General features: G+C 68.8%; 10 protein-coding genes and 1 pseudogene. 3 read left to right on the top strand and 8 right to left on the bottom strand.

Annotated elements, in window-relative coordinates:
* From VF612_RS03285 to VF612_RS03270, 4 genes are all read right to left on the bottom strand, one after another.
* On the bottom strand, positions 1-1,988 hold a 1,988-nt coding region (locus tag VF612_RS03285; protein WP_408658418.1), incomplete at its 3' end, for a KAP family P-loop NTPase fold protein.
* Positions 1,989-2,282: 294 nt separating this feature from the next.
* Positions 2,283-5,189 (bottom strand): vitamin B12-dependent ribonucleotide reductase, encoded by a 2,907-nt coding sequence (locus tag VF612_RS03280; RefSeq protein ID WP_408658417.1) that lies wholly within the window; start codon positions 5,187-5,189, stop codon positions 2,283-2,285.
* On the bottom strand, positions 5,186-5,752 hold the full coding sequence (gene nrdR / locus VF612_RS03275) for a transcriptional regulator NrdR (protein WP_408658416.1): 567 nt from the start codon (positions 5,750-5,752) through the stop codon (positions 5,186-5,188). The genes VF612_RS03280 and nrdR overlap by 4 nt, the downstream gene beginning before the upstream one ends.
* Before the next feature lie 304 nt (positions 5,753-6,056).
* On the bottom strand, positions 6,057-6,608 hold the full coding sequence (locus tag VF612_RS03270) for a LysM peptidoglycan-binding domain-containing protein (RefSeq protein WP_408658415.1): 552 nt from the start codon (positions 6,606-6,608) through the stop codon (positions 6,057-6,059).
* A 265-nt stretch (positions 6,609-6,873) separates the two neighbouring features.
* Between VF612_RS03270 and lexA the strand changes: the two genes are divergently transcribed.
* Positions 6,874-7,626, top strand: a complete 753-nt coding sequence (lexA, locus tag VF612_RS03265) for a transcriptional repressor LexA (RefSeq protein WP_408658414.1) — start codon at positions 6,874-6,876, stop codon at positions 7,624-7,626.
* 63 nt (positions 7,627-7,689) lie between these two features.
* Here lexA and tatA read toward each other — a convergent pair whose 3' ends face one another.
* From tatA to miaA, 4 genes are all read right to left on the bottom strand, one after another.
* On the bottom strand, positions 7,690-8,043 hold the full coding sequence (gene tatA / locus VF612_RS03260; RefSeq protein ID WP_408658413.1) for a Sec-independent protein translocase subunit TatA: 354 nt from the start codon (positions 8,041-8,043) through the stop codon (positions 7,690-7,692).
* A 62-nt stretch (positions 8,044-8,105) separates the two neighbouring features.
* Positions 8,106-9,707, bottom strand: coding sequence for a GTPase HflX (gene hflX, locus VF612_RS03255; protein ID WP_408658412.1), 1,602 nt, complete (start codon positions 9,705-9,707; stop codon positions 8,106-8,108).
* Between the two features lie 70 nt (positions 9,708-9,777).
* On the bottom strand, positions 9,778-10,722 hold the full coding sequence (gene dapF / locus VF612_RS03250; RefSeq protein ID WP_408658411.1) for a diaminopimelate epimerase: 945 nt from the start codon (positions 10,720-10,722) through the stop codon (positions 9,778-9,780).
* On the bottom strand, positions 10,719-11,663 hold the full coding sequence (miaA, locus tag VF612_RS03245) for a tRNA (adenosine(37)-N6)-dimethylallyltransferase MiaA (protein ID WP_408658410.1): 945 nt from the start codon (positions 11,661-11,663) through the stop codon (positions 10,719-10,721). The genes dapF and miaA overlap by 4 nt, the downstream gene beginning before the upstream one ends.
* 58 nt (positions 11,664-11,721) lie before the next feature.
* Between miaA and VF612_RS03240 the strand changes: the two genes are divergently transcribed.
* Entirely contained in the window at positions 11,722-12,906 is a 1,185-nt protein-coding gene (locus VF612_RS03240; protein WP_408658409.1) for a DUF349 domain-containing protein, read from the top strand.
* 12 nt (positions 12,907-12,918) lie between these two features.
* A pseudogene (locus tag VF612_RS03235) lies at positions 12,919-13,088 on the top strand (hypothetical protein); the annotation flags it as partial.

Here is a 13,088-nt window from a genome sequence, read left to right as displayed (position 1 = left end):
CTGCTGGTGCCGATCGGCACCAGCAGCGCTAGGAAATCCGCTAGATCCCAGTCAGAAGACTCGATGAGTGTCCAGTTCAGTTGGCGCGCTGCGTCAACGCCGCGCAGGTGCCGATAGGCATACATAAACCGGACCAGCCGTGGTGACTGATCTAGCGGTACGTTGGCAGCAGCCCTGAGGTGGCTTTCGATCGCCGCAGCAACAAGTTCGGTGGCCTGCTTGAGCCAGGGCCTGTCTACGTCTTGCTCATCGCTGTACGTCGCCTTCTGGACAACATCGGCGGCGAGAGCCAAGCCAGCGGCACCTGATGTCACGAGCTCTTGTAGTAAAACGAGCACGTCGTCCGGCTCTCCTCGGTCGCAGATGCGTGTCGCCAGAGAAAGCATCCCGTAGTCGGGCGACATGCCGAGGAAGCCGGACTTCTGATCCATCGCATTCAGGTAGTGCTCGCCGAGCAACCGCAACGCCGTGCGAGCAGGCAGCGGACGGACCCGGTCGCTACGGTCGAGTTTTCTCGTGACCTTCGCGGCATCCCTCTGGAACCATTCCTCGATCAGCGCGAGGGAAGGACCCGCTTCGGGGTCCTCCAACTCCGCGACGGCCGCAGCTACCAGCTGGTCAGATAGGTCGCTCGCCGGGACGCCGACCTGGGTGTACCTGTCGAAGAACTCCTCACTGTCGAGACCGCGGCGTCGCCGGACGTCGTCCCGGTAATCGCTCGAGTAGGATGTGTTCTCGCGGGCACCGCGGAGGTATAGGAAGAGTTCAGACAGCAGCAGCGCAACCCCGGAGGGGTACCGCGCTCCACGACTCTTGACGAAGCTCTGCCAGCGGTTCCAGCGGTCCCCGTTACTTTCGCCGCGTCGTTCGTACAGTGAGAAGGTGGCGCCGCGCAGGAGTTCGTTTCGGTTCTCGATCACAAGGTCGTAGACACCGCGCTCGAAAGTCCGCAGGAACGTAACCAGGAAGAAGTCGACGAAGTCGACTTCCCCCGCAACCTCGGGCCACAGAGCATCAACTTGTGTGAAAAGGCGCTTGATCGCGCGCGGCTGGTCCAGGTACTTGGCGAGGCATTCCGTCCACGCCTCTTGCAGCCGAACGTGCTCGTGCGGCCCTAGCTCGATCTGGTGTGTCGCGCAAAGATCGTCGATCCCCCGGTTGACGAGTGCGAGCTGCTGCTCGGGTAACAACGGAGGGATGTCTAGCCGAACTTGAACCATCTTCTCCAAGTACTGCTGGGCGCGTGCAGAACCTTCCCCGATGAGTTGAGTACGCGCGAGAACGTCGGCCAGAGTGGCTTCGTCGTAGGCAAGGAGGTAGTAAACGTTCGGCAATCGACCAAGCAGCCTCACTAGCTTGAAGGTGAGGAGCAGCTCCCCCGGCTCAAGACGGTCGAGATCGTCGAGAACAACAAGCACAGGGTGCTCCAGCGCCACCAGCGCCTCTGCCGCCATGGATCGCAACTTCTCGGGGCTGCGATCACCAGTGATGAGCGAAGCCACTTGGTTCAGAGCCCCGGTGGCATCGATCCCAACAAGGCCACCCACCGCGCCGGCTGGAGCCAGCCGGGCTGCCCATTCGCCGAAGACTTCTCGTCTGCCTGTGCCGAGCACTTCGTCCGGCACTGCGTGTCGGAGCTCGGAGAAGAAACCGGCCACGGCGGTCTCGTAGGAGGAGTAAGACCAAGGATTGTGCCGCGCAAGATGCCAGCCTTTGGCTGACAGTTGTGACTCGATCGCTCGCAGAAGGCTGGTCTTGCCACTGCCCCAAGGGCCGACAAGACTCACGACCGCGCTCTCCGTCTGATTTGAGACCGCCTCGATCGAGCGAGTCAGCTGCGCGGCGAGGCGCCCGCGGTCCAAGTCGTCCTGGTCACTGCTGTCGATGGGATCGTCGGCATAGAGCCGTCCACGGTCGCGCGGGAGTTGGCGGCCGGGCGGCGGTTCGCCCAGAGGTGTGTGTCGGTCGGGTCGACGGAACCAACTCACGTGCTGAGCCCTCCCCCTCGTGGTCGAACAGGCTGATCCTCACAAGTCACGAACACTCGCATAGGTTCGGCATGCTCGAACACGAGCTCGACTGCCCTTTCCTCCCGTTCGGGGTAACGCCGTACTTGACGAGCAGGCGCTGCACCATTGCCGCCCGGGTCGGAGGATGCCACTGCCTTGAGTGCTGTGGCCCTTTGACCCCGCGGATCTAGGGGGCACAGCACCGTAGTTGCTTCCGTCCTTCTCGGGTCGCCGTGTAGCCGGCCGGCCAAGGGGAGACGAGATAGGTGGTCTTCAGCTGCAGCCGGACGTGCTGCCGCAGCCCTCGCAGACGAAGCAGGAGCCGGCGGGACGCATCTTGGTCCCGCAGTTCATGCAGAGCGGGGCGTCCGCCGAGGTGCCGATGATCGATTCCAGCAGCTCGGTGGAGCTGTGCACCGCTGAGGCCGACTCGGGCTTGACCGCCGGCTTCGGCTCGGTCACCGGGACCGATTGGGCCATCGCGTCGAGATCGTCCTCCGTCGGCGCGTAGCTGCCGGTGTCCAGCTGCCGGGCCCGCTCCTCGGCGGTGTAGATGCCCAGCGCGCTGCGGGTCTCGAAGGGCAGGTAGTCCAGCGCCAGCCGGCGGAAGATGTAGTCCACGATCGACTGCGCCATCCGGATGTCCGGGTCATCGGTGAGGCCGGCCGGCTCGAAGCGCATGTTGGTGAACTTCGAGACGTAGGTCTCCAGCGGCACGCCGTGCTGGAGCGCGACCGAGATCGCGATCGAGAAGGCGTCCATCACACCGGCCAGCGTCGAGCCCTGCTTGCCGAGCTTGAGGAAGACCTCGCCGAGCCCGTCGTCGGGGTAGGAGCCGGCGGTCAGGTACCCCTCGGCGCCACCGACGGCGAAGGACACCGTGCGCGACGGCCGCGACTTGGGCAGCCGCTTGCGGATCGGCCGGTGCTCGATGACCGGGTCGGGCGCCGACGTGGCCTTCTTGGCCTCCTTGCCGGCCGACAGCGGCTGGCCCACCTTGCAGTTGTCGCGGTAGACCGCCAGCGCCTTCAGGCCCAGCTTCCAACCCTGGAAGTACACATCGGCGATGTCGTCGATGGTGGCCGACTCCGGCAGGTTGACCGTCTTGGAGATCGCGCCGGACAGGAACGGCTGGGTGGCGGCCATCATCCGGACGTGGCCCATGGCCTTGATCGCCCGCGCTCCCATCGCGCAGTCGAAGACGTCGTAGTGCTCGAGCTTGAGTCCGGGCGCGTCCTGCACGTGCCCGTGCTCGGCGATGAACTCGACGATCGCCTCGATCTGCTCCTGCTGGTAACCCAGCGCCCGCAGCGCACGCGGCACCGTCTGGTTGACGATCTGCATCGAGCCGCCACCGACCAGCTTCTTGAACTTGACCAGCGCCAGGTCCGGCTCGATGCCGGTGGTGTCGCAGTCCATCATCAGGCCGATGGTGCCGGTCGGCGCCAGCACCGAGGCCTGGGCGTTGCGCCAGCCGTTGGCAGCGCCGATCTTGAGGCAGGACGCCCACTCCTCGGTCGCCCGGGCCAGCACCGCCTTGTCGGTCTCGTGGAAGTGCCGGACGCTGTCGTTTGCGGCGGCGTGCTTGCGCATCACCCGGGCGTGGCCCTCGGCGTTGCGGGCGAAGCCGTCGTACGGGCCGACCACGCCGGCCAGCTCTGCCGAGCGGCGGTAGGCGGTGCCGGTCATCAGCGAGGTGATCGCGGCGGCCATCGCCCGGCCGGCGTCGGAGTCATAGGCCAGCCCCGAGGCCATCAGCAGCGCCCCGAGGTTGGCGTAGCCGATGCCGAGCTGGCGGTAGGCGCGGGTGTTGACGCCGATCGCCTCGGTCGGGAAGTCGGCGAAGCAGATCGAGATGTCCATCGCGGTGATGATCAGCTCGACGGCCTTGACGAACTTGGTCGCGTCGAAGGAATTGCCGGCGCCATCAGAGCCGAGGAACTTCATCAGGTTCAGCGAGGCCAGGTTGCACGAGGTGTTGTCCAGGCTCATGTACTCCGAGCACGGGTTGGATGCGGTGATCCGGCCCGACTCGGGGTTGGTGTGCCAGTCGTTGATGGTGTCGTCATACTGGATCCCCGGGTCCGCGCACTCCCAGGCGGCCTTGGCGACCTGGTGGAAGAGCTGCTTGGCGTCGATGGTCTCGATGACCTCGTGGGTGGACCGGGACCGCAGGCCGAACTGGCGGCCCTCCTCGACGGCGCGCATGAACTCGTCGGTCACCCGGACGGAGTTGTTGGCGTTCTGGTACTGCACCGAGGTGATGTCGGCGCCGCCGAGGTCCATGTCGAAGCCGGCGTCGCGCAGCACCCGGATCTTGTCCTCTTCGCGGGCCTTGGTCTCGACGAACTCGACGATGTCGGGGTGGTCGATGTCGAGCACGACCATCTTCGCGGCCCGCCGGGTGGCGCCGCCCGACTTGATGGTGCCGGCCGAGGCGTCCGCGCCGCGCATGAAGCTGACCGGGCCGGAAGCGGTGCCGCCGGAGGACAGCAGCTCCTTCGACGACCGGATCCGCGACAGGTTGAGCCCGGCGCCGGAGCCGCCCTTGAAGATCAGGCCCTCCTCGCGGTACCAGTTGAGGATCGAGTCCATGGTGTCGTCGACGGCCAGGATGAAGCAGGCGCTGACCTGCTGCGGGGAGTTGGTGCCGACGTTGAACCAGACCGGCGAGTTGAAGCTGAACACCTGGTGCAGCAGCATCCAGGTCAGCTCGTGCTCGAAGATCTCGGCATCGGCGGCCGAGCGGAAGTAGCCGTACTCCTCGCCGGCGACCCGGTAGGTGTGCACCACCCGGTGGATGAGCTGCTTGAGCGACCACTCGCGCTGCTCGGAGCCGACCGCGCCGCGGAAGTACTTGGTGGTGACGATGTTGGCGGCGTTGACCGACCAGAACTCGGGGAACTCGACGCCGCGCTGCTCGAAGTTGACCGAGCCGTCCCGCCAGTTGGTCATGACCACGTCGCGGCGTTCCCAGTCCACCTCGTCGAAGGGGTGGATGCCCTCACTGGTGTAGACACGCTCGATGACCAGACCGTTGGCGGGGTACACCGGCTGGTCCTTCGCGGTGACCTTCAACGCGCGGGGGTCTCCGCCGTGCTTGGAACCAGCCGGCTTGCCGGCGTTCTTCGCACTCGAGGAAGAACTGCCGCTGGACCCGCCTTCGACAACTTCGGTCATAACCCGCTGTGCCCCTTTTCCTTGGTGATCCCGTGTGGTTGCTGTGGTGATGCCTGCCGGGTCGCGGCGGGCGGCCGGGCTGGCGCGGGCTCGTCGGCCTCGCCGGTCCCGGCGGTGCGGTGCTCGGCGCGCAGCTCGCTGATCGCCTTCTCGAAATCCTCGATGGAGCTGAAGGACTGGTACACGCTGGCGAAGCGCAGGTAGGCCACCTCGTCCAGCGCCCGCAACGGCCCGAGGATGGCGAGGCCGACCTCGGGTGCGGGCACCTCGGCCGCGCCGGTGGCCCGGATGGCCTCCTCGACCGCCTGGGCGAGCTGGGCCAGCGCGTCCTCGTCGACCGGCCGGCCCTGACAGGCCCGGCGCACCCCGCTGACGACCTTCTGCCTGCTGAACGGCTCGGTCACCCCGCTGCGCTTGATGACCGCCAGGGTCGCCTCTTCGACGGTGGTGAAGCGCTTGCCGCACTCCGGGCAGCTGCGACGGCGCCGGATGACCTGGCCCTCGTCCTGCTCGCGAGAGTCCACCACCCGCGAATCGGGGTAGCGGCAGTACGGGCAGCGCATGCGATGACTCCCAACGTTAAACCGGTGTGCGGTACGAATGGCTCCGCCGAGCTGCGTGCATGCTGCTGGAGGGGCTTTATCAACAGGGACCTGTCAACAACCTGGGGACGCGCCGTGGATGGCCCGCCCCTTCATGTTGATGGCCTGTGGACTACCAAACCCCAACTTGTGGACGAAGTACATGCGTGTAACTACTACATGTAGAACGTTAGAGCGTCCCCACTTCTTCCGCAAGTAGCGCCACGACATGAATTGAGACGCCGTAGCCGCGGTCCACAGGAGGGCCGAAGAACAAGTTCAACCTTTAGCCGACCTTGAGGGTTTGGCCAGGAGTCAAGGACACCGAGTCGAGGTGGTTGGACCGCCGGATCTGCTCGACCACCCGACGTGGATCGCGGCCCGGCGCCACCTGGCCGGCGATCGACCAGAGCGTGTCGCCGGGCTGAACCGTGACGACGGCCCCCGGCGCGACCGGCGGTGGGGCCACCGCCGAGCCTGCCGACAGGTAGGCCGTCAGCAGCAGCAGACCGCCGGCAAGGGCGACGCCGAGCGCGGCCACGATCACGCCCCGCCGGGTCAGGCGGACCGGCCGGGCCTCGAACTGCCCGGCGCCGATGCCGGCCTCGACCAGCCGTGCCGGCGGAACCGCGCAGGCAGCCGGCCGCCGGCGCAGGCCGGCGCCACGCGCTCCCGCAGGCCGGCGACGGAGCGCCTGTGGGCCTTCGACCGGCGGCACCAGCCGCAGCCGGGGCCGGGCCGCCGGAGCGGCGGGCACGCTGGATGCGCCGCCGCGCGGCAGTTGCCGTGCCCCGGCGGGAACGGACACCACCGGGGGACATTCGGTTGCGACTGACATGTCGGGCTCCTCACTCCAGCTGACCGGGTGGCCAGTTACGCTGTACTGGTCGAACATTCTTTCGATCGGATCTCTGCATGGATGTCTACTACAAGCCTCCGACAGAAACCAGATTGGCGACACGCCGATTCGAACAGGTGTTTGAATCGTTACTCCTGCGGCGCTACCGTCGGCACGCTCGTCCTTCACCGACAACGCAGCTGGGGAACCGCCCCCAGCGCACGCAGATCAGGCCAGCAGGCCAGCACAGACAAGGGAGACTCCGGTGCCCAAGCCGCCCAAGCCACCGACCAGACGAGGACCGGGACGCCCGAGGAACAGCACCATCGCCGAATTTCCCGACCATGACCGCGGCGACGGGCTGACCGCGCGCCAGCGCACCATCCTGAGCGTCATCCGCAACACCGTCCAGCAGCGCGGCTTCCCGCCGAGCATGCGCGAGATCGGTGACGCCGTCGGGCTGCAGTCCACCTCCAGCGTCAGCCACCAGCTCGCCGTCCTGGAGCAGAAGGGCTTCATCCGGCGGGACCCGAACAAGCCCCGCGCGCTGGACGTCCGGTCCCCCGAGGACCAGGACGAGCCGATCACCCGTCCGACGGGATTGCATCCGGCCGACGACGACGCGCTCAACGCCCACGCCCCCCAGGCGGTGATGGTGCCCCTGATCGGCCGGATCGCCGCCGGTGGCCCGATCCTGGCCGAGCAGGTGGTCGAGGACGTCTTCCCGCTGCCACGGACGCTGGTCGGCGAAGGCACCCTCTACCTGCTGCGGGTCCGGGGTGACTCCATGGTGGATGCCGCGATCGCCGACGGCGACTGGGTGGTGGTGCGCCAGCAGCCCGACGCCGCCAACGGCGAGATCGTCGCGGCCATGATCGAGGGCGAGGCGACCGTCAAGACGTTGCAGCGCCGGGACGGCCATGCCTGGCTGATGCCGCACAACGAGGCGTACTCACCGATTCCGGCCGACGAGGCGACCATCCTCGGCCGGGTGGTGGCGGTGCTGCGCAAGGTCTGACGGGCTGCCGCGAGGCCTGACCGGCCGGTCCCCCGGCTCGTCAGGCCTTGCGGCGGAACAGGCTCAGGCCTGGGTCCGCTGGGAGGTCTCCTCGGCAGCGGACGGGGTGGTCTGCGCCGGGGTAACCGGGGCGACGGCCGAGGGGGTCACCGGCGGCGGGGTGACGACGGGCGGGGCGACGACCGGAGAGCTGACCGCGGGCGGGGTGACGGCCTGCGGCTGGGCGGCGCCGGGCGTACCGGTCTCAGCCGAGTTGCGAGCCGCGTCGTCGGCGTCCATGCCCTTGATCTCGGTCTTGAAGATCCGCAGCGACCGGCCGACCGAGCGCGACATCTCTGGCAACTTCTTGTATCCGAAGAGCACCAGCACGAGCAGTGCGATGATCACCCAGTGCGACGGCGACGTCCAGCCAGTCATAATTACTCTCCCTAACGCAGCTTTGAGGCACCAACTGGAGCCAAGCCTACGCGGGCATCGGGTCAAACACCGGTTGACCGCTCGCCGGCCGGGGCAGCCGCCGCCAATTCCGCGAACTCCGCCAGCGCCGAGGCCAGGTCCGGACGCACCCTGGCGCTGATCAGGGTGCCGTCGCCGGTGTGCTCCTCGGAGAGCACCTCGCCGTCGGCATGGATCCGGGCCACCAGGTCGCCGCGGGTGTAGGGCAGCAGCACCTGCACCGAGCGGTCCGGACGAGGCAGCCTGGCCTCGATCAGGCTCGCCAGCTCGGCCATCCCGGCGCCGGTCAGGGCCGAGACGAACAACGCGTCCGGCACCAGGCTGCGCAACCGCAGCTGGGTCTCGGCGTCGGCGGCGTCGGCCTTGTTGAACACGATCTGCTCCGGCACGCCAAGGGCGTCGATGTCGGACAGGACCTCCCGCACCGCCCGGATCTGGGCCTCCGGATCCTCATCGGAGGCGTCCACGACATGCACGATGAGGTCGGCCGCGGCCACCTCCTCCAGCGTCGAGCGGAACGCCTCGACGAGCTGGTGCGGCAGGTGCCGGACGAAGCCCACCGTGTCCGAGAGCGTGTACACCCGGCCGTCGGCGGTCTCGGCACGCCGGACCGTCGGGTCCAGGGTGGCGAACAGGGCGTTCTCCACCAGCACGCCGGCGCCGGTGAGCCGGTTGAGCAACGAGGACTTGCCGGCGTTGGTGTAGCCGGCCAGCACCACCGAGGGCACCTCGTTGTTGTTGCGCCGGGAGCGCTTGACGTCCCGGGCGGTCTTCATGCCCGAGATCTCCTTGCGCAGCTTCGCCATCCGGGCGGTGATCCGCCGGCGGTCGATCTCGAGCTTCGTCTCACCCGGCCCGCGGCCGCCGATCCCGACGCCGTTGGCCGCCCGGCCACCGACCTGGCGCGACAGCGACTCACCCCACCCACGCAGCCGGGGCACCAGGTACTGCAGCTGGGCCAGCTCCACCTGGGCCTTGCCCTCGCGGGAGCGGGCGTGCTGGGCGAAGATGTCGAGGATCAACGCGGTGCGGTCGACCACCTTGACCTTGACGACCTGCTCCAGCTGCCGCAGCTGCCCCGGGGTCAGCTCGCCGTCGCAGATGACGGTGTCGGCGCCGGTGCTGGCGACGATGTCACGCAGCTCCTTGGCCTTGCCCGAGCCGATGTAGGTGGCCGGGTCCGGCCGGTCGCGGCGCTGCACCAGCCCGTCGAGCACCTCGGAGCCCGCGGTCTCGGCCAGCCGGGCGAGCTCGTGCATCGAGTTCTCGGCCTCGGTCAGGGTGCCGGTGGTCCAGACACCCACCAGGACGACCCGCTCCAGCCGCAGCTGCCGGTACTCGACCTCGGTGATGTCGGTGAGCTCGGTGGACAGCCCCGCGACCCGGCGCAACGCCGCGCGCTCGGAGAGGTCGTACTCGCCGAGGGTGTAGTCCAACTCGTCCAGCTCCGCGGCGTCGGCCTCGTCGGTCTCGGCCTCATCGACATCGGTTTCATCGACATCGGTTTCATCGACATAGTCGAGCTGGATGGACCCGTCGGCCTCGGCGGCGGGGGAAAGGTAGTGGGCGTCGTCGGCCGGATCAACGGATTCGGCGGAAGCTTCGTTTCGTCGGTAAGCAGTCATTACATCCATGGTGACAGCCAAACGCGCGCGAGCGCGAAACAATTTCGCTCGAGCGCCTCAACCGGGCGCCTCAGCGGTGTGTTGCGAGCCACTCCGGTGACAGCTCGACGCTGGCGACCAGGACGGCCGGGCCGGAGAGCATCATGTTGCCCTCGGCGTTCCACCACACCCGGCACTCACCGCCCGGCACCTCGACCGTCCACTCCCCCGAACCCGAACCCGAACCCGAACCCGAACCCGAACCTGAGCCCGAGCCCGGGCCCGAGGCCGAACCCGAACCCGCCGAGCCCGCTTCCTGGCCGGCCTGCGCCCCGGCCACCGCCGCCACCACGGCGCAGATCCCGGTGCCGCACGAGCGGGTTTCGCCCGAGCCGCGCTCGTACACCCGCATCCGCACCCGGTCAGGCCCGGTACGCACCACGAATTCGACGTTCTGGCCGTCCGGCAGGCCCGGCCGGACCTGCGGCGGCTCGGTCAGCCGCAGGGCCGCGAGATCATCTGCCGAGGCCAGCTCCACCACCACGTGCGGGTTGGGCAGGTCCAGGGCCACCGCCTCGTACTCGCCGTCCAGGCCGGCGGCGCTGACCCGGGGACGCTCCGGACGGACGGTCGCCGGCCCCATGTCGGCGGTGATGTGCTCGCCGTCGAAGCTGAGCGCCTTGGGGCCGCCGCGGGTCGCCACCGTGACGCTGCCGCCGGTCTCGGCCAGCCCGACCTGCTCCAGGTACCGGGCGAACACCCGCAGCCCGTTGCCGCACATCTCCGCGATCGAGCCGTCGGCGTTGTGGTAGTCCATGAAGTACTCGGCGACGTCGGCCTGGGCCAGCACGTCGGGCTCGGTGGCCAGCGCCGTCCGGGTGAGCCGCAGCACGCCGTCGGCGCCGATGCCCGCCCGCCGGTCGCACAACGCCCGCACCATCGACGGCGACATCGACACCGTCGCTTCGAGGTCGGGCAGCACCACGAAGTCGTTCTCGGTGCCATGCCCCTTCATGACAGGCAGCACGCGGTTCACGAGCCAAGCCTAGCGGGCAACAGCGCCAGCGCGGTGTCCAGAACGTCCGGAGCCGCCGCGTCCAGCCAGCGCAGCCGCGGGTCCCGGCGGAACCAGGACCGCTGCCGGCGGACGAACCGCCAGGTGGCCCGGACCGTCAGCTCGACGGCGTCGTCGAGGTTGCCGCGCAGCTCGCCGTGCTCGTCGAGCACCGCCAGCAGCTGCTGGTAGCCCAGCGCCTTGCCCGCGGTGGGGCTCTCGCGCAACCCCAGCGGCAGCAGCCGGCGCACCTCGTCGAGCAGGCCGGCGGCCATCATCCGGTCCACCCGCCGCCGCACCCGGTTCTCCAGATCCGGGTGCTCCAAGGCGATCTGGACCGTCGGGTAGATCGACTCGAAGCCCGGCATCCGGGCGGTGAAGAGGCCGCCGGTGAGCTCGATGACCTCCAGCGCCCGGACTATCCGGCGGCCGTTGGACGGCAGGATCGCCATCGCGGCGGCCGGGTCCAGCCGCGCCAGCCGGCTGTGCAGGGCGGCCGGGCCGGCCTCGGCCAGCTCGGCGGCCAGCCGGCTCCTGATCGCCGGCGACTCACCGGGGAACTCCAGGCGGTCCAGGGTGGCCCGGACGTAGAGCCCGGAGCCGCCGACCAGCACCGGAACCCGGCCGCGCCCGGCGATGTCGGCGATCGCGGCCCGGGCCAGCTTCTGGTACTCGGCGACGGCCGCGGATTTGGTCAGCGGCCAGATGTCGAGCAGGTGATGGACGACGCCGCCGCGCTCGGCCGGGCTCAGCTTGGCGGTGCCGATATCCATCCCCCGGTAGAGCTGCATCGAGTCGGCGTTGATGATCTCCCCGCCGATGCGCCGGGCCAGCGCCACGCCGAGATCGGATTTGCCGGTCCCGGTCGGTCCGACGATCGCCACCACCGGAGGGCCGGTCGGGCTTGTGTCGGTGTCAGTCACGTTGCAAGAGGCTATCCGGCTGCACCGTAGCCGTCCCCGGTCGTGTCTAATGCTGGATATGAGTTCGGAATGGGGACGTATCGACGAGGCAGGGGCGGTGTTCGTCAGGACCGCCGATGGGGAGCGGCAGGTCGGCTCCTGGCAGGCAGGCGACGCCGAAGCCGGCCTAGCCTACTACGTCCGCAGGTTCGAGGACCTGCAGACGGAGATCAACCTGCTCGCGAAGCGGCTCGAATCCGGCGCCGGCGATCCCAAGGCGACCAAGTCCCAGGCCATGACCCTGCACGCCTCGCTGCCGACGGTCCAAGCGGTCGGCGACCTGGCTGCGCTGGATGCCCAACTGGTCAGCCTGATCACCGCGGCGGACGCGAAGATGGGCGAGCAGGCCGAGGCTCGCGACGCCGCCCGCGCCGAGGCGATCGCCAAGAAGGAAGCCCTGGCGGCCGAGGCGGAGACCATCGCGGAGAGCTCCACCCAGTGGAAGGTCGCCGGCGACCGGCTGCGCGCCATCGTCGAGGAGTGGAAGCTGATCAAGGGCATCGACCGCAAGACCGACGACGCGCTGTGGAAGCGGTTCGCCGCCGCCCGCGACGCCTTCGGCAAGCGGCGCGGCAGCCACTTCGCGACCCTCGACACCGAGCGCGACGCCGCCAAGGCGATCAAGGAGAAGCTGGTCGCCCAGGCCGAGCAGCTGTCCACCTCCGAGGACTGGCGGGAGACCTCGGCGGCGCTGAAAGAGCTGATGAACGAGTGGAAGGCCGCGCCGCGGACCAACCGCAACACCGAGGACGCGCTGTGGAAGCGGTTCCGGGCGGCGCAGGACGTGTTCTTCGAGCGGCGGTCGGCGGTCTTCGCCGAGCGGGACGCCGAGCAGAGCCAGAACCTGAAGGAGAAGGAAGCCATCATCGCCGAAGCCGCGACGCTGGATGTGAGCAATCCGCGGCAGGCGCAGGTGGCGTTGCGGGACCTGCAGGAGAAGCTGGAAGCGCTGGGGCACGTGCCGCGCGATGCCATGCAGCGGGTCGAGGCGAGGATGCGCGCCGCCGAGCAGCGGGTCCGGGAGGCCCTCGATGCCGAGTGGAAGCGCGGCGCCACCGACTCGAATCCGTTCCTGGCACAGCTGAAGGAACGGCTGAACGAGGCGGAGGCCAAGCTCGCCAAGGCACAGGCGTCCGGGGATCCGCAGCGGATCGCCAAGGCCGAGGCGGAGGTCGCCCGCCGCAAGGCCCTGCTGCCGGAGTAGGTCTGCTCCCGGTTGCCTGGCCCCGGGAGGGGCCTGGCTGCCGCCTGGCGAACCGGGCTGACATCGTCGTCGCCTCGGTTGGCGTTGGCGGTTGGCGCTCAGCGGTTGGCGGTTGGCGCTCAGCGGTTGGCGGTTGGCGCTCAGCGGTTGGCGGTTGGCGCTCAGCGCGGAGGGAAGTGTCT

The sequence above is a fragment of the Jatrophihabitans sp. genome, assembly GCF_036388195.1.
Taxonomy (GTDB): Bacteria; Actinomycetota; Actinomycetes; order Mycobacteriales; family Jatrophihabitantaceae; genus Jatrophihabitans_A.
The sequence above is the reverse complement of the archived record's forward strand: the minus strand, read 5'-3'. Positions and strand labels throughout refer to the sequence as shown.